General features: G+C 60.2%; 14 protein-coding genes, 1 tRNA gene and 1 pseudogene. 4 read left to right on the forward strand and 12 right to left on the reverse strand.

Annotation, left to right across the window (positions count from 1 at the left end; genetic code table 11):
• Positions 1-46 precede the first annotated feature (46 nt).
• Complete coding sequence (locus AC0Z5Z_RS07850; protein ID WP_252877646.1) at positions 47-1,024, reverse strand: SDR family oxidoreductase; 978 nt, start codon at positions 1,022-1,024, stop codon at positions 47-49.
• Between the two features lie 152 nt (positions 1,025-1,176).
• Positions 1,177-2,754 (reverse strand): histidine kinase famiy protein, encoded by a 1,578-nt coding sequence (locus tag AC0Z5Z_RS07855; protein WP_485610939.1) that lies wholly within the window; start codon positions 2,752-2,754, stop codon positions 1,177-1,179.
• A gap of 196 nt (positions 2,755-2,950) precedes the next feature.
• On the opposite strand from AC0Z5Z_RS07855, the gene AC0Z5Z_RS07860 reads away from it, so the two are divergent.
• Complete coding sequence (locus AC0Z5Z_RS07860) at positions 2,951-3,949, forward strand: ribonuclease Z (protein WP_252887452.1); 999 nt, start codon at positions 2,951-2,953, stop codon at positions 3,947-3,949.
• A gap of 23 nt (positions 3,950-3,972) precedes the next feature.
• On the opposite strand, the pseudogene AC0Z5Z_RS07865 reads toward AC0Z5Z_RS07860, so the two are convergent.
• From AC0Z5Z_RS07865 to dapA, 7 genes and pseudogenes are all read right to left on the reverse strand, one after another.
• Positions 3,973-4,107, reverse strand: a pseudogene (locus AC0Z5Z_RS07865) (manganese catalase family protein); the annotation flags it as partial.
• 40 nt (positions 4,108-4,147) lie between these two features.
• On the reverse strand, positions 4,148-5,503 hold the full coding sequence (chrA, locus tag AC0Z5Z_RS07870) for a chromate efflux transporter (protein WP_485610940.1): 1,356 nt from the start codon (positions 5,501-5,503) through the stop codon (positions 4,148-4,150).
• Positions 5,504-5,623: 120 nt separating this feature from the next.
• Positions 5,624-5,713: transfer RNA gene (locus AC0Z5Z_RS07875), tRNA-Ser, on the reverse strand.
• An 84-nt stretch (positions 5,714-5,797) separates the two neighbouring features.
• Positions 5,798-6,511 carry a phosphoribosylaminoimidazolesuccinocarboxamide synthase gene (gene purC, locus AC0Z5Z_RS07880; RefSeq protein WP_150636519.1) on the reverse strand — a complete coding sequence of 238 codons (714 nt, stop codon included), beginning with the start codon at positions 6,509-6,511 and terminating at the stop codon, positions 5,798-5,800.
• A 28-nt stretch (positions 6,512-6,539) separates the two neighbouring features.
• On the reverse strand, positions 6,540-7,301 hold the full coding sequence (locus AC0Z5Z_RS07885) for an MBL fold metallo-hydrolase (RefSeq protein WP_024012002.1): 762 nt from the start codon (positions 7,299-7,301) through the stop codon (positions 6,540-6,542).
• Between the two features lie 6 nt (positions 7,302-7,307).
• Complete coding sequence (gene bamC / locus AC0Z5Z_RS07890; protein ID WP_016771264.1) at positions 7,308-8,423, reverse strand: outer membrane protein assembly factor BamC; 1,116 nt, start codon at positions 8,421-8,423, stop codon at positions 7,308-7,310.
• Between the two features lie 17 nt (positions 8,424-8,440).
• Positions 8,441-9,319 carry a 4-hydroxy-tetrahydrodipicolinate synthase gene (gene dapA / locus AC0Z5Z_RS07895; RefSeq protein ID WP_016771265.1) on the reverse strand — a complete coding sequence of 293 codons (879 nt, stop codon included), beginning with the start codon at positions 9,317-9,319 and terminating at the stop codon, positions 8,441-8,443.
• A gap of 328 nt (positions 9,320-9,647) precedes the next feature.
• Between dapA and AC0Z5Z_RS07900 the strand changes: the two genes are divergently transcribed.
• Entirely contained in the window at positions 9,648-10,208 is a 561-nt protein-coding gene (locus AC0Z5Z_RS07900) for a glycine cleavage system transcriptional repressor (RefSeq protein WP_024012001.1), read from the forward strand.
• A gap of 10 nt (positions 10,209-10,218) precedes the next feature.
• On the forward strand, positions 10,219-10,692 hold the full coding sequence (locus AC0Z5Z_RS07905; protein WP_041478861.1) for a peroxiredoxin: 474 nt from the start codon (positions 10,219-10,221) through the stop codon (positions 10,690-10,692).
• A 119-nt stretch (positions 10,693-10,811) separates the two neighbouring features.
• On the opposite strand, the gene AC0Z5Z_RS07910 is transcribed toward AC0Z5Z_RS07905, so the two are convergent.
• Both AC0Z5Z_RS07910 and AC0Z5Z_RS07915 read right to left on the reverse strand, forming a co-directional pair.
• Entirely contained in the window at positions 10,812-11,882 is a 1,071-nt protein-coding gene (locus tag AC0Z5Z_RS07910) for an AI-2E family transporter (protein ID WP_016771268.1), read from the reverse strand.
• Positions 11,883-11,914: 32 nt separating this feature from the next.
• Positions 11,915-12,154 carry a sulfurtransferase TusA family protein gene (locus tag AC0Z5Z_RS07915; protein WP_016771269.1) on the reverse strand — a complete coding sequence of 80 codons (240 nt, stop codon included), beginning with the start codon at positions 12,152-12,154 and terminating at the stop codon, positions 11,915-11,917.
• Between the two features lie 98 nt (positions 12,155-12,252).
• On the opposite strand from AC0Z5Z_RS07915, the gene AC0Z5Z_RS07920 reads away from it, so the two are divergent.
• The gene (locus AC0Z5Z_RS07920) at positions 12,253-13,686 is read left to right on the forward strand and encodes a M48 family metalloprotease (protein WP_024011999.1); all 1,434 of its coding nucleotides are present in this window, start codon (positions 12,253-12,255) and stop codon (positions 13,684-13,686) included.
• Between the two features lie 81 nt (positions 13,687-13,767).
• Here the strand turns inward: AC0Z5Z_RS07920 and AC0Z5Z_RS07925 are convergent, their stop codons facing one another.
• Positions 13,768-15,201 carry a DegQ family serine endoprotease gene (locus AC0Z5Z_RS07925; RefSeq protein ID WP_150742398.1) on the reverse strand — a complete coding sequence of 478 codons (1,434 nt, stop codon included), beginning with the start codon at positions 15,199-15,201 and terminating at the stop codon, positions 13,768-13,770.
• Between the last annotated feature and the right edge of the window lie 170 nt (positions 15,202-15,371).

Below are 15,371 nucleotides of genomic sequence, written 5' to 3' on the forward strand. Positions count from 1 at the left end.
CAGCGGGCGCAGAGATGCGTCGACAGTGGAGCGAACCGGGAAAGCATCAGAGCTGTAACAGAACTACGCCGACCAATATGGCAATCACTGCCGATATCGCCATCACTTGAGTAGACGTCAACGCCAGCGCCGCGTCCCTGGAGCGGCCGACGAAGCGGCCGCGAATCTGATGCCGATCCGGCTGCACTTCGAACAGGTTGTCCGGGTGCTCGTTGTCTTCAGGCTCGTTGGTCTGCTGACCGGACCATGCACTTCGCGCCATCAAACGGTCGAGCAGACCGGGCATGACCGACTGCCCAATAATCGCTTTGATCGTCGACCACCCTAGCCACAACTCTCGCGGAGGATGCTTTACCACACTGAAAATCGCCCGTGCCGCTACGTCGGGGTCGTGAATCGGTGGCACCGGTTGGGGACGCTTGGGCAATTTGTTGCGCGCCCAGTCGAACTGCGGGGTATTGATCGCGGGCAATTGCACCATGCACACGCGAATATGGCTGCGCTCATGCAGCAACTCACAGCGCAACGAATCGGTAAAACCGCGCACGGCAAATTTTGCCCCGCAGTAAGCGGCCTGCAACGGAATGGCCCGATAGGCCAGCGCCGAGCCGACCTGAATGATCAATCCTTTGTTACGCGGACGCATCAACGACAGCGCCGCCAAGGTGCCATGAACCGTGCCGAGATAGGTCACCTGAGTGACGCGCTCGATCTCGGCGGCAGACAATTGTTCTATCGGCGAAAGCACCGTGACCATCGCCGCGTTAACCCAGACCGCCAGCGGCCCGAGCGCGGTTTCCAGTTGCTGCGCGGCCTCTTGCACGGCGAGCGCATCGGCGACGTCGACGCTGACGGTTTCAACCTGAACGCCATACGCTTGCAGCTCCTCTTGCGTGGCGGCCAGTCCCGCCGGATCACGCGCCAACAGTCCGATGTGGTAGCCGCCAGCGGCAAACCGATGAGCCACCGCGCGCCCGACGCCAGCACTGGCGCCGCTAATCACCACCAAAGATTGCTCCTGCATGAACCGTCCTCGTTGACGCTCAGTCGATCGGCCCGTTATTGATCATCAAGTCATCGCTCACTGCCAATATCTCCTCGGGGATCGGGTCCCTCACTGGTTGTTCAATGCAGTCTTTAGGATGGACGCCGAACGTGCGCCGTCAGTTCGTTTTTTCAGCCGAGCATCAAGCGCAGCTTGCGCAAAAGGTCCACCGGCGCGTAGGGCTTGGCGATCAATTCGAACTCATTGTCAGCCAGCTCATTGGGCGTCGACTCGTCCGCGCAGTACCCGGTCGTCAGCAGGATCTTCATGGCCGGATAGCGTTGGCTGATTTCCCGCGCCAGTGCCAGCCCGTTCATGTCGCCCGGCATGACCAGATCGGTGAATACCAGGTCGTATTCGCTACTCTGCAGCACGGCCAGTGCCTCGCTCGCATCTGCAGCGAGGTCGGTGTGGTAACCCTGTTCGGACAATACAAAGCGCGCCAGTTCAGCGACTTCGGCGCGATCCTCGACGATCAGGATGCGCTCCGTGCCCTTGAGATTTTCTGCGGTTTCAGCGGAGCCAGATGCCGATAGCTGACTGTCATCCGCCGGAAAGAACAGGCGCACCGTGGTGCCGAGTCCCGGCGTCGATTCGATTTTGACCACACCGCCGGATTGCTTGACGAAGCCGTAAACCATCGACAAACCGAGGCCGGCACCGTTGCCTTCCTCTTTGGTGGTGAAAAACGGCTCCATCACTTTGTCGAGATCGTCAGCGGCAATGCCCACGCCGTTATCGGCAACCGCGATGCAGACGTAACGCCCCGCCGCCAGTCCGCCCTGGTGCGGATCGGTCGCGTCCGGGACCACGACGTTGCGGGTCAGCACGGTAATCGCTGGCTGTTGCCGGTCAACCAGCGCATCGCAGGCGTTGGAGAGCAAATGGTTCAGCGCCATCTCCGCCTGCGCCGGGTCGAGCCGGCAGTTCCACAAGTCCTCGGCCAGTTCGAATTGCGGTTCCAGATCGGCGGATTCATGCGTCGGCAGCGTAGAGCGCTCAAGCAAGGCATTGAGATTGATCACCCGGCCTTCGAGCCGTTGTCGGCGGGAGAATGCCAGCAGATGCTGGGTCAGCAAACGTGCTTTTTCCGCCGCCGCGCGAGCGTGGCCGGCGCCGACCACGATGCGTTGCGGATCGATGCTCGGCCGCTTGGCGGTGTGCTGGATCAGCTCGATGTAGCCGATCATCACTTGCAACAGATTGTTGAAATCGTGGGCAATGCCTCCGGTCAACTGCCCGAGTGCTTCCATGTTTTCGCTGTAACGCAAACCGTCCTCGGCGTCACGGCGGCGGCTGACGTCCATTTGCGAAGCGAAGAAATACACCAGTTGTCCGCGCTCGTTGAATAGCGGCGCGATGAACAGCTCGTTCCAGAACGACGAGCCGTCCTTGCGATAGTTGAGCACCTCCACGCAGGTTTCGTGTTGATGTTTCAGCGCTTGCTTGACCCGTTGCAACACCGCGCGATCAGTCTGCTCGCCTTGCAGAAACCTGCAGTTACGCCCGAGCACTTCTTCCAGCTCGTAGCCGCTGAGTTCAAGAAACGCATTGTTGGCAAAAATGATGGGATCGTCGGGCTGCGCTGGATCGGTGACAATCATGGCCATGCGGCTGACCTGCACCGCCGCGAAAAACACATCTTTGCGTTCTTGCGAAAGGGTCGCCGCATCGGCGCGGTCGACGATCGGCCTGGATTTTCTGGGCAAGTTGACCTCCGCTAAGTGACTCCGTTTCGCTGTGACCATCATCAGCGAGCGAAGTGCCGAGGCCAGCCGCCGACAGCGCGGGTGTCCGATGAATTGTCGCAGTCCATCGATGGATCCGAATCGCCTCGCTGATTGTCGAAAGCTCACCGAGAACTGCACGCAATATCTGAAATCCGATCCGCCAGGGAGAACCACCGTGGATTTGTTGTTTCTGGGCACGTCTGCCGGCGTGCCGACCCGCCAGCGCAACGTCAGTGCGACGGCACTGATCGCGTCTGCCGGCAAGGGCTGGTACCTGATCGATTGCGGTGAAGGCACCCAGCATCAGGTGCTGCGCACGCCGCTGTCGCTGAGCGAGTTGCGGGCGATTTTCATCACTCATGTGCATGCCGATCACTGCCTGGGCTTGCCGGGTCTGCTGGCGAGCACCGGCATGTCCGGACGCACGCGACCACTGGACATTATCCTGCCGACAGCGCTGCATCCCTGGCTGAAAATGAGTCTGGAGGTGACGCAATCGTATCTGCCGTTCGAGATCAACCTGCATGCTGTGGAAACGCTTACAGAGTGGCGCAGCGTCAACGTTCAGGTGCAGACCGTTGAGTTGTCGCACCGCGTGCCGTGTCATGGTTATGTGTTCACCGAGTCCGACCCGGAACCGCGTCTGGACGTGCAGCGCCTGGATGCCGAGGGTATCGAACGCGGCCCGCTCTGGGGTCAGTTGGCCCACGGTCAGGACGTGGAGGTTGACGGACGGATGCTGCACGCTCGCGACTATCTGCTGAGTTCACGACCTGATCGACGCATCATTGTCTGCGGCGATAACGATCGTCCGGCACTGCTGGCCGAAGTGGCGCAATCGGCGGATGTGCTGGTGCATGAAGCGACATTCGTGCAGGCAGCAATCGACCGCGCTCGTGCCAGTTACGGCCACAGCAGCGCCGCCGCTGTCGCCGGTTTCGCCGAATCAGCCGGGGTGCGCAATCTGGTGTTGACGCATTTCAGCGCGCGCTATCAGGCCAATCCGGCGGTGAGCCCGTCGATCGAGGATGTGCGCAACGAAGCGGCAGCGCTGTATCACGGCCAACTGATTCTGGCGCGGGATCTGCAGCGCTATCACCTCGACCGTTTGGGGCATTTGCAGCCCGTAGCGATCGAGCGCAAATCTTTGCAAGTCACGAACATTTCCCAGTGATCAACCGGGGCGCGCCGCCTGATGTCAGGCGCGCGCCCCATCAAGCGCTCATAGACGATCTTCGCCCGTGCTTCAGCTGCGATGTTGGAGCGCATGTCGGCGCCCTTGTTGAGCATGACGATGATCGAGCCAATGATCTCCAGGTGACTGAGTTCTTCAGGCCTCCAGCGCGCGATTCGATTTCCGGCGCCGCGACCACTAACGCAGCAAATGCACCACCAACCCAACCAAAGCACAGCCCAGCAACACCTGAATCACTCCGCGTTTGAAGCGAAACAGCGCAACGGCTGCCGCAATGGCGATCAATGCCGAGGGCCAATCCAGGCTGCCGCTGAAACCCTGCGGCCAGAGCACGTGATAGCCGAAGAAACACGCCAGATTGAGAATCACGCCGACCACCGCAGCGGTGATCGCGGTAAGCGGGGCGGTGAATTTGAGTTCGTCGTGCGTCGACTCCACCAGCGGGCCGCCGGCGAGGATGAACAGGAATGAGGGTAGAAAGGTAAACCACGTCACCAGCGCGGCGGCGACCGCTCCGGCGAGGAACACCTGATCGGCGCCGAACACCTGCGACACATAAGCCCCGACAAAACCGACAAACGCCACCACCATGATCAGCGGCCCCGGTGTGGTTTCGCCTAGCGCCAGGCCGTCGATCATCTGCGTCGGGGTCAGCCAGCCGTAGTGACCGACCGCACCTTGATAGACGTAGGGCAACACTGCGTAAGCTCCACCGAAGGTGAGCAGCGCTGCCTTGGTGAAGAACCAGCTCATCTGCGTCAGCGTGCCCTGCCAGCCAAACAGCGCGGTCAACACGCCCATCGGCAATGCCCACAGCGCGGCGCCAATCACGGCGAGCATGGCCAGTCTCGTCCAGCTGAAACGGGCATGGGCCGGTGTTGGCGTGTCGTCGTCGATCAACGCCGGACCGAAAGACTTCTTCGCCGCACTATGCCCGCCGGCTCTGAACCTCTCAGGCGCCAAGCGTCCGCCGCAATAGCCGATTACCGCCGCACCCAAAACGATCAGCGGAAACGGCACATTGAACGCAAAGATCGCCGTAAACGACGCCGCCGCAATCGCCCACAGCCAATTGTTCTTCAGCGCCCGCGAACCGATCCGATGGGCCGCCTGCACGACGATGGCCGTCACCGCAGGCTTGATCCCGTAAAACAGCCCGGCCACTACCGGCACCTCACCGAAGGCGATATAGAGCCACGACAGGAAAATCAGGATGAACAGCGAAGGCAACACGAACAACGCCCCGGCCACAATCCCGCCCCAGCTTCGATGCATCAGCCAGCCAATGTAGGTCGCCAATTGCTGCGCCTCCGGCCCGGGCAGCAACATGCAATAGTTCAAGGCATGCAGAAAACGCCGCTCGGAAATCCAGCGCCGGCGCTCGACCAACTCCTGGTGCATGATCGAAATCTGCCCGGCCGGCCCGCCGAAACTGATAAAGCCCAGCTTCAACCAGAACCAGAACGCCTCACGCAGACTCACGCTCTGCGGCTTCACCTCGTCATCACCCGCCAACGGCTGAACTTCACTCATCGAGCTGTTCCTTTTATGCAGTCGGCAGGTTGTACCCGAAAAGCATTGCGAACAAAACGCCAGAAACGAAAAAGCCCCCGTAATCAGCAATGATTACGGGGGCTTCGTCTTGTTCAATAATGGCGGAGAGATAGGGATTCGAACCCTAGGTACCGGTGAAGGTACAACGGATTTCGAATCCGTCCCATTCGGCCACTCTGGCATCTCTCCAACGGCGCGCATCATAACAACACTTTCGTCGGTTGCGAACCCCCCAAACGAAATTTTTTCCGTGCTATCAGATGCTTGCGTCGATTAAAGCGGTACGCCCAGACGAGCGGCGACTTCTTCGTAGGCTTCGATGACGTCACCGAGGCCCTGGCGGAAGCGGTCCTTGTCCATCTTCTTCTTGGTGTCCTTGTCCCACAGACGGCAGCCGTCCGGGCTGAACTCGTCGCCGAGGACTATGGAGCCGTCGCTGAACACGCCGAATTCAAGCTTGAAGTCGACCAGCAGCAGGCCGGCGTCGTCGAACAGTTTGCTCAGGACTTCGTTGACCTTGAGCGACAGTTCCTTCATGCGCACCAGTTGCTCGGCGGTGCCCCAGCCGAATGCAACAACGTGGGATTCGTTGATGAACGGGTCGCCCTTGGCGTCGTCCTTCAAGAACAGTTCGAAGGTGTACGGGTTGAGCTTCATGCCCTCCTCGACACCCAGACGCTTGACCAGGCTGCCGGCGGCGTAGTTACGCACGACGCATTCCACCGGGATCATGTCGAGCTTCTTCACCAGGCACTCGTTGTCGCCCAGCAGTTTGTCGAATTGGGTCGGCACGCCGGCCGCTTCGAGTTTCTGCATGATGAAGGCGTTGAACTTGTTGTTCACCATACCTTTGCGATCGAGCTGTTCGATGCGCTTGCCGTCGAACGCCGAAGTGTCGTTGCGAAACAGCAGGATCAAGCGGTCAGCGTCGTCGGTCTTGTAAACCGATTTGGCTTTGCCGCGGTAGAGTTCTTCACGTTTTTCCATGATGGGCTCCGCTTGCTAAGTAGGTGGGCTAGGCGATGTGGCGCCAGTCGAGCCCTGAATCTTGATCGGCCAGTTGCAGCCAGTCCGGGTCGCACCCGAGGGTGTCGACAAAACATTGCCGGGCCAGCTGCGGCAGGTTGTTCTTGCTGCTCAGATGGGCCAGGACCAGGTGTTGCAAGCCCTGCCAGCCCAACTCGGCCACCAGGAATGCCGCCTGATGGTTGTTCAGATGTCCGCGTTCGCCGCCCACCCGCTGCTTGAGAAAGTACGGGTAGTGACCACGAGCCAGCATGTCGCGGCAATGGTTGGACTCGATCATCAATGCATCGAGGTCCCGATAGCCATCCAGCACCCGCTCGCAGAACGATCCCAGGTCGGTCAGCAGGCCGAAGCGCCGCTGTTCCTGATCGCTGAAGACGTACTGGGTCGGCTCCTGCGCGTCATGGGCCACGGCAATGACCCCGACGTTCAGTGCGCCGATCTGCAGTTGCTCGCCGCCGGCGAGAAAGCCTGCCGGTTCCAGCGGTTTGCGCATCCCGCGCAGTGTGCCGCGACTGAGGTAGACCGGCAGATTGTAGCGCCGAGACAGCAAACCCACGCCATGCACGTGGTCGGCATGTTCGTGGGTCACGAGTATCGCGCTCAGTTGCGCCGGGTGCACACCCAGGCGCAACAGACGTCTTTCGGTTTCCCGCAGGGAAAAACCACAATCCACCAGCACGTACGTATCAGCACTGGCGATCAGCGTGCCGTTCCCTTGGCTACCGCTGCCGAGAACGGCAAAACGCATATCGGATCAGCCCAGGTTGTCCTGAATCACGCTCAACACTTTACGCGCGACATCGGCCGGCGCGACGGTGTTGATGTTCTTTTCGACGGTGACCTGGATGTTCTCGCCCACCTTGCTCAGGCGAACCTGATAACGCTCGGCGCGGGCTTCGACTTCTTCCTTGCTCGGCGCACTGCCGAACAGGCTGCTGAAGAAGCCAGGCTTGTCGTCTTTCTTCTCGGCTTTTTCGGCCAGGTTGATGTAGTAAAGGCCCAGGCTGCGGTTGATGTCTTCAACGCGCCATTCGCCCTGTTCCAGCGCACGGCCGACGCTCGACCAGGCGCGGTCCAGATCGGTACCGACGTTCAACACCGGGTTGCCGCTGCCGTCTTCGTTCAGGCTGACACGGCTCGGCGCGTCGAAATCACGCGAGGCCAGCATCGACACCGAGCCGCCCTTCTCGGAGGTGCGACTCATGCTCGCGAGCATGTCGTCGACCAGCGCAGCGTCCAGGCCAGTGTTGACCGAACGGTTGGTGAAGGCCACGTCGGCCGTGCTGCCGGCAGGACGCTCGGCGCTGACTACGTAGATTTCACTGGTGTTGCGCTGCACGCCCGGCTCGATACGTACGCGCACACGGGTTTCGCTGTCGCTGGCGATACCGGCCGCACTCAGGCGCTTGGCCATCGAAGCGGACAGCTCGTCGGAGTGCTGCCAGGTAGTGGTGAACTCGCCGGTCTGCGGACGCTGTTCATCCAGACGGAAACCGTTGTCCTGGAAGAACTGCAGCGCCACTGGCCAGACTTCGGCCGGTGGATGCTGGGCTACGACCCAACGCGAATCACCGCTCTTCTGCAGCGAGTAATCAGTGGCATCGGCAACCGCCGACAGCGGCTGAGGACGCGGCACGACGTATTCGCCCGTCGCGGTGTCATCGGCCACGTTGCGCGGGATCGGCAACAGCGGATCGAGGCGCTTGGCAGTGCTCACATCCGGTGGCAATTGCATCGGTGCAGTCTGTTGCGCTTGCAGGTAATCGCTTCCACGGTCGCGGAAATAACCTTCCGGCCCCCAGACCCATCCGCAGCCACTGGTGCTGGAGATAATCAAGGCAAGTGCGGAAAGTCCGGCCATTCGCTTCATGCGTTGTACTTCCTCAATTAAACCAGGACGTTGCACTGGCGCAGGGCCGAGCGCAGCGTTTCATGACAAGGGGTGCTCAGCCAGGTCAGTGGCAGGCGGATGCCTTCGTGCATCAGGCCCATTTCGACCAAAGCCCACTTCACCGGAATCGGGTTGGCTTCGATGAACAGGTCCTTGTGCAGCGGCATCAGTTTTTCGTTGATTGCGCGTGCGGTATCGGCGTCGCCCTTCAGCGCGGCCTCGCACAGGTCAGCCATTTCGCGCGGGGCGACGTTGGCGGTGACCGAGATGTTGCCTTTGCCGCCCAGCAGGATCAGCTCAACAGCGGTCGGATCATCGCCGGACAGCACGATGAAATCCTTGCTCACGCCATCGATGATCGCTTTGGCGCGTTTGAGGTCGCCGGTGGCTTCCTTGATGCCGATGATGTTCGGCACGGTGGACAGGCGAATCACCGTCTCGGCCTGCATGTCGCAGGAGGTGCGGCCGGGAACGTTGTAGAGAATCTGCGGAATGTCGACCGCTTCAGCGATGTGCTTGAAGTGCTGGTACAGGCCTTCCTGGGTCGGCTTGTTGTAATAAGGAACCACCAGCAGGCAGGCATCGGCGCCGGCAGCCTTGGCGTTGCGGGTCAGCTCGACGGCTTCGCGGGTCGAATTTGCGCCGGTGCCGGCGATGACCGGAATGCGCCCGGCAACCTGTTTGACCACGGCTTTGATGACGGCGATGTGCTCTTCTACATCAAGGGTGGCCGACTCGCCGGTAGTACCGACGGCGACGATGGCATGGGTGCCGTTCTTGAGGTGGAAGTCCACGAGTTTGCTGAGGCTGTCCCAGTCAAGACGCCCTTGTGCATCCATGGGAGTGACCAGTGCCACCATACTGCCCGCAATCATGAAACCGCTCCTGCCGGAAAAAGAGAGCGGTAATGGTACTGGCGCCAAGATGCTTGCACAAGCGAAGTACTGCGCCGCTGCCATTCCCCTTGGCGCCGCTTTTCGCTACCCTTCAGACTTTGATCGGTACAGATCAGCTTGTACGCCGGGTTTCAGCCTCCCCTTTCGGCCTCCCAGGCCCCGTTCCTGCGTCGCATCGACGCGCTCCCGCACAGTGGAGCGAGCCGCGAACGCTGGCCGGGGCTCTTTATACGGACCGCCAGAACAGGCACGCCCGGCCACCAATGCCCGTCAACCTACCGACCGCTCATCGCTTTAGGAATGCTGCATGTCCACCCCCACAGTTCGCGAACAATTCCTTGTCATCAGTGCCCTCGGCGCCAACCCCATGGAGCTGACCAACGTCCTGTGCCGCGCCAGCCATGAAAACCGCTGCGCTGTCGTCACCTCTCGCCTGACCCGCCACGGCGAGTGCAGCGCTCTGGTGCTGGAAGTTTCCGGTAGCTGGGACGCCCTCGCGCGCCTCGAAGGCAGCCTGCCATTGCTGGCCAAGCGTCACGCTTTCACCGTCAACGTGGTGCGCAGCGCCGCTCTGGAAAATCGTCCGCAAGCGCTGCCTTACGTGGCTTACGTCAGCTCGGCGTATCGCCCGGACATCATCAATGAGCTGTGCCAGTTCTTCATGGACCATAACGTCGAACTGGAAAACCTCACCTGCGACACTTACCAGGCTCCGCAGACCGGCGGCACCATGCTCAACGCCACGTTCACCGTGACCCTGCCGGCCAACACCCAGATCAGCTGGCTGCGCGATCAGTTCCTCGATTTCGCCGACGCGATGAACCTGGATGCCCTGATCGAGCCTTGGCGCCCACAAAACCCAATGTAAGGAAGCTTTCATGGCCGTTGTCATCGACCAACCGGTTGCGGATTTCACCGCGCCTGCGACCAGCGGGCAGACCGTCAGCCTGTCCGAACTCAAGGGCAAGCAAGTGGTGATCTACTTCTACCCAAAGGACAGCACCCCGGGCTGCACCACTCAAGGCCAGGGCTTTCGCGATCAATATGCGGCATTCAAGGCTGCCAACACCGAAGTCTTCGGCATTTCCCGCGACAGCTTGAAGTCGCACGAAAACTTCAAAGGCAAACAGGAATTTCCATTCGAGCTGATCAGCGATAAGGACGAGGCGGTTTGCCAGCTGTTCGACGTGATCAAGCTGAAAAAGCTGTATGGCAAGGAATACCTGGGCGTTGATCGCAGCACTTTCCTGATTGATAAGGACGGTGTGCTGCGTCAGGAATGGCGTGGCGTGAAAGTGCCGGGGCATGTTGATGCCGTGCTGGCGGCGGCTGAGGCTCTGAATAAAGCCTGATGTTTTTGCTGCGTCGTCACCGACGCCATCGCTGGCAAGCCAGCTCCCACAGGGTTCAGCACATACAAAACCTGTGGGAGCTGGCTTGCCAGCGATGAGGCCAAAAGCCTCACCCCGATTTAAAGCAACGGCGCCACCACCGGCTCCTTGCGCGGCCACGCATCGAGCACAGCCTTGAACAGCGTCGCCAGCGGGATCGCAAAGAACACACCCCAGAATCCCCACAATCCGCCAAACAACAACACCGCGCAGATGATCGCCACCGGATGCAGGTTCACTGCTTCCGAAAACAGCAACGGCACCAGCACGTTGCCGTCCAGCGTCTGAATGATTCCGTAGACCGCCATCAGGTAGATGAACTGATCGCTCCAGCCCCACTGGAACAGCGCAATCAGCAGCACCGGCACGGTCACCACTACCGCACCGACATACGGCACCACCACCGACAAACCTACCAGCAACGCCAACAACGCCGCGTAGTTCAGGCCCAGCGCGATGAAGGCGATGTAGGTCACGCCGCCGCAGATCACGATCTCGATACCTTTGCCCCGAATGTAATTGGCGATCTGCCGGTTCATTTCCTGGGCGACACGGGTGATCAGGGCGCGCTCGCGAGGCAGATAGCCGCGCACCCACTCACCGATCATCGCCCGATCCTTGAGGAAAAAGAACACCAGAATCGGCACCAGCACAAGGTAGATCATGATGTTCACCAGCAGCGGCAAACTCGACAACGAGAAAGTCAGTGCCCACTGACCGAACTTGCCAATCTCGCCCCGCGCCGCCTCGATGGCTTGCAAGACTTGCTCGTCGGACACCAGATGCGGATAGCGCTCGGGCAATAGAAGCAGCAGCGATTGCCACTTGGCGAGCATGCCCGGCAACTCGTTGAACAGCGTGATCAATTGATGCCATAGCAGCGGCAGGACCACGACGATGAACAGCATCAGCGCGCCCATGAACAGCGCAAACACCAGCCCCACCGCCACGCCGCCCGGCACGCGCAGCCGCTCGAGCGTCACCACCAGGCCCTGCATCAGATACGCCAGCACCATGCCCGCCAAGACCGGCGCAAGCATGCCGCCGAGGGTGAGCACGGCGGTGAAGGCGAGAAACAGCAGCACTGCCAGCACCACGGCTTCTTCATCGGAGAAGTAGCGCTGAATCCAGTCGCGTAACACTTTGAACATCAATAATCCCTTCGATTGTTAACGCGCTCGCGTCAGGCTTTTTTCAACCAGTAACGGTAGACGCCAGCCTCGTCTTCTTCGCGCAACAGCGCATGACCGGCCAATTTGGCAAAGGTGCGGAAGTCGCGTTGCGAGCCGGCATCGGTAGCGATGACCTTGAGTACAGCGCCGCTTTGCAGTTTATTGAGCTCCATTTTTGCCTTTAGCAACGGCAACGGACAGTTCAGGCCACTGGCGTCCAGTTCCACGTCGTGGGCTACAGCGTCAGTCATTGCGTCACTCCGGTTCGGGTTGTCGAGCTGCCTAGAATATCTGGTCGCGGCTTCGGTGTCCGGCTACAGTAAGGTCTTTGTCCTCCAAGGCTTTGTGCATGACTTTTCTGCGCCCTACCCTGCTGACGCTCGCTTGCCTGCTCGCCTCACCAGGCTTTGCCGACGATCTGCCGTCACTCGGCGACGCCAGCTCTGCCATTGTCTCGCCGCAACAGGAATACCAGCTCGGCCGTGCCTGGCTGGCCATGCTGCGCAGTCAGGTTTCCCAGCTCAACGATCCGCAACTCAAGGATTACGTCGAATCCAGCGTCTATAAACTGGTGGAGACCAGCCAGGTCTCCGACCGACGTCTGGAATTCATCCTGATCAACAGCCCGCAGCTCAACGCCTTCGCTGCACCGGGCGGCGTAGTCGGGGTCAACGGCGGCCTGTTCCTCAATGCGCAAACCGAAGGTGAATACGCCTCGGTGCTCGCCCACGAATTGGCGCACTTGTCGCAACGTCACTTTGCTCGCGGGGTGGAAGCCTCACAAAGAATGCAGGTGCCGATGATGGCCGCGTTGCTGGCCGGCATTGTCATTGCGGCGGCCGGCGGCGGTGATGCCGGCATCGCCACCATCGCTGGCACCCAGGCTGCGGCGTTGCAGGAGCAACGGCGCTTCTCGCGACAAAACGAACAGGAGGCGGATCGCATCGGCATCCTCAACCTGGAAAAGGCCGGTTACGATCCGCGGTCGATGCCGACCATGTTCGAACGCCTGATGCGCCAGTACCGCTTTGACGCCAAACCGCCAGAATTCCTCCTGACCCACCCGGTTACCGAATCGCGTATCGCCGACACCCGCAACCGCGCCGAGCAGGCGAAACCGGGCGGCATCGAAGACAGCATGCGCTACCAGTTGATTCGCGCGCGGGTGCAGTTGATCTACGAGGAAACCCCGGGGCTGGGCGCCAAGCGTTTCCGCGCCCTGCTCGATGAGAACCCGAAAAACGATGTCGCGCGTTACGGCCTCGCCATCGCCCAGATCAAGGGCGGCCAGCTCAACGAAGCCCGCGAGAACCTCAAGCAATTGTTGGCCAAGTCGCCGAACGAGATCATCTACAACCTCGCGCAGGTCGATCTGGACATCACCAACAATCGCCTGCCCGATGCGCAGTCACGGGTCGACCGCATGCTCACGCAGTTCCCGGGCAACTATCCGCTGAATCAGGTGCGTGTCGATCTGCTGTTGAAACAGAATCGCGCCGCCGATGCCGAGAAGGCGCTGGACAGCCTGCTCAAGTCCCGCCCGGATGATCCGGACGTCTGGTATCAGGTTGCTGAAACCCGTGGCTTGTCGGGCAACATCATCGGCCTGCATCAGGCGCGAGCCGAGTATTTTGCGCTGGTCGGCGATTACCGCCAGGCCATTCAGCAGTTGGACTTCGCCAAGCGCAAGGCTGGCAACAACTTCCCGCTGTCCTCACGCATCGATGCCCGCCAGCGTGAGCTGATGGAACAGGAGCGTATGGTCAAGGACATGATGGGCTGAGTCTTTCCAAGCAAGACAAAAACTTCAGACACAAAAAAACCGCCTCTTTCGAGGCGGTTTCTTTTTTACCTTGTTGCTGGCTTATTCAGCCAGTTTAAAGGTGATGAAGCTGGCACGGCCCTGACGCAGCACGCGCATCGACACCGAACGGTTCTTCGGCAATGCCTTGGCAATGTCGGTGAACTCCTTGGCCGAGCCGATGGCCTGGTTGTTCAGATGAGTAATCACATCACCCGGCTGCAGACCGATCAGGGCCGCAGGACCGTCCTGCACTTCCTTGATCACCACACCACCTTTGAGGTCGTAGGCTTTCTTCTGCTCGGCGGTCAATTCGCCGACCGCAACACCCAAGCGGTTGCTGCTGCTTTCCGCGCCGGATTTCGGCAGTGCGTCCAGCTCTTTATCCTCGTCCGGGATTGCGCCGACAGTCAGCTCGACGTTCTTGCGCTTGCCTTCTCGAATCACTTCCAGATTAGCTTTGGCGCCAGCCTTCAGCGCGCCGACCAGATGCGGCAGATCGGCAGACATGACGATCGGCTGACCGTTCATGCTCAGGATCACGTCGCCAACCTGCAGGCCGCCCTTGGCCGCAGGGCCGTCATCCTGGATCTGCGCTACCAGCGCGCCAGCTGGCTTGTCCAGACCAAATGACTCGGCGAGGTCCTTGTTCACTTCCTGAATGACCACGCCCAGCCAGCCGCGGCTGACTTTGCCACCGCTTTTGAGCTGATTGGAAACGTCCATAGCCACGTCGATCGGGATGGCAAACGAAACGCCCATGAAGCCACCGGAGCGGGTGTAGATCTGCGAGTTGATGCCGACCACTTCACCGTTCAGGTTGAACAGCGGGCCACCGGAGTTGCCCGGGTTGATCGGCACGTCGGTCTGAATGAACGGCACATAGTTTTCGTTTGGCAGGCTACGACCGACGGCGCTGACGATGCCTTGGGTCACGGTGTGGTCAAAGCCGAATGGCGAACCGATCGCGACGACCCACTGGCCAGCCTTCAGATCCTGGGATTTGCCGAGCTTGAGCACCGGCAGATCCTTGCCTTCGATTTTCAGCAACGCCACGTCGGAACGTGGATCGGTGCCGACCAGCTTGGCTTTCATCTCACTGCGGTCAGCCAGACGGACGAGGATTTCGTCAGCATCGGCGATCACGTGGTTGTTGGTGAGGATGTAGCCGTCCGGCGAAATGATGAACCCCGAACCCAGCGATTGCGCTTCACGCTGACGCCCGTCGCCACGCGGCGAGCGCTGCTGAGGCGGCATGCCGCGCTCAAAGAATTCGCGCAGCATCGGTGGCAGACCTTCCAGATCCGGCATCTGCTGATTCACGCGACGGTCCGGCAGTTTCTGCGTGGTACTGATATTCACTACCGCTGGCGACGCTTGTTCGACCAACTGGGTGAAATCAGGCAGATCGGCCGCTTGCGCAGCAGGGACCGCCTGACCGAGCAACAGCACGGTGGCGAAGATGGAAAGATAAGATTTCAAACTAGGTATCGACATACAGCTCCCGTTACGACGAGCAGGGTTAAGCGATATGGAGCAAAGGAACACCGGAAACCACAGACCGGTATTTTTGTTCCGGGAACAACAAACAAGGCCAGAGCCGTGAGGCTCTGACCTATAAAAAATTTTCAGGGGTTTTGCAAATGAAAATGCTCAGCAAACATTTC

The sequence above is a fragment of the Pseudomonas sp. 1L-E-NC-VB-C3 genome (assembly GCF_057291535.1).

What these genes read in the sequence shown, in the direction of transcription:
- AC0Z5Z_RS07900 (WP_024012001.1), top strand. Translation starts at nt 9,648, where the DNA reads ATGTCCACCCCCACAGTTCGCGAACAATTCCTTGTCATCAGTGCCCTC.
- AC0Z5Z_RS07905 (WP_041478861.1), top strand. Translation starts at nt 10,219, where the DNA reads ATGGCCGTTGTCATCGACCAACCGGTTGCGGATTTCACCGCGCCTGCG.
- AC0Z5Z_RS07915 (WP_016771269.1), bottom strand. Translation starts at nt 12,154, where the DNA reads ATGACTGACGCTGTAGCCCACGACGTGGAACTGGACGCCAGTGGCCTG.
- purC (WP_150636519.1), bottom strand. Translation starts at nt 6,511, where the DNA reads ATGGAAAAACGTGAAGAACTCTACCGCGGCAAAGCCAAATCGGTTTAC.
- bamC (WP_016771264.1), bottom strand. Translation starts at nt 8,423, where the DNA reads ATGAAGCGAATGGCCGGACTTTCCGCACTTGCCTTGATTATCTCCAGC.
- AC0Z5Z_RS07920 (WP_024011999.1), top strand. Translation starts at nt 12,253, where the DNA reads ATGACTTTTCTGCGCCCTACCCTGCTGACGCTCGCTTGCCTGCTCGCC.
- AC0Z5Z_RS07850 (WP_252877646.1), bottom strand. Translation starts at nt 1,024, where the DNA reads ATGCAGGAGCAATCTTTGGTGGTGATTAGCGGCGCCAGTGCTGGCGTC.
- dapA (WP_016771265.1), bottom strand. Translation starts at nt 9,319, where the DNA reads ATGATTGCGGGCAGTATGGTGGCACTGGTCACTCCCATGGATGCACAA.
- AC0Z5Z_RS07885 (WP_024012002.1), bottom strand. Translation starts at nt 7,301, where the DNA reads ATGCGTTTTGCCGTTCTCGGCAGCGGTAGCCAAGGGAACGGCACGCTG.
- AC0Z5Z_RS07910 (WP_016771268.1), bottom strand. Translation starts at nt 11,882, where the DNA reads ATGTTCAAAGTGTTACGCGACTGGATTCAGCGCTACTTCTCCGATGAA.
- AC0Z5Z_RS07925 (WP_150742398.1), bottom strand. Translation starts at nt 15,201, where the DNA reads ATGTCGATACCTAGTTTGAAATCTTATCTTTCCATCTTCGCCACCGTG.
- chrA (WP_485610940.1), bottom strand. Translation starts at nt 5,503, where the DNA reads ATGAGTGAAGTTCAGCCGTTGGCGGGTGATGACGAGGTGAAGCCGCAG.